1 protein-coding gene is annotated in these 452 nt (G+C 62.4%); it reads left to right on the forward strand.

Going from position 1 to position 452, the window contains the following annotated elements:
• Nucleotides 1-32 precede the first annotated feature (32 nt).
• Nucleotides 33-452: hypothetical protein (locus tag EOE48_RS28820; RefSeq protein ID WP_210249624.1), on the forward strand; the 420-nt coding region annotated here is incomplete at its 3' end.

Consider the following 452-nt stretch of genomic DNA (forward strand, 5'->3'; position numbering starts at 1 on the left):
TGCGCCTGGCCCCGCAGGATTCGCCCTGGGACGTGCAACTGACCCTGGCCGGCACCTTCGACCGCGGCGATACCACCAGCTATACCCCCTTCAACCCGGCCAACGGCCATTTCGACAAGTTCAAGACCTACAGCAGCCTCGACCCGAAGAACAAGCTGGACCAGGGCAGTGCGGTGCTGCGCGCGATCTACAGCATCGATGACCATCTGAACTTCAAGTCGGTCACGGCCTGGTCCGAGTTCGACCAGCCGGTGGACTACGACAACTCCGGCCAGGCCAACAGCGGCACCGCGTCGCCGATCCAGAACAACCTGATCACCTACAAGCAGCGCTACGCCACCCAGGAGTTCCAGCTCAACGGCGAATACGACAGGTTCAGCTACACCCTCGGTGTGTACCTGTACAAGGAGCGCTTTCGCGCCGAGCGCGACAGCCTGACCTTTTCGGTGGCG

The sequence above is a fragment of the Methylobacterium oryzihabitans genome (assembly GCF_004004555.2).
GTDB classification, from domain to species: domain Bacteria; phylum Pseudomonadota; class Alphaproteobacteria; order Rhizobiales; family Beijerinckiaceae; genus Methylobacterium; species Methylobacterium oryzihabitans.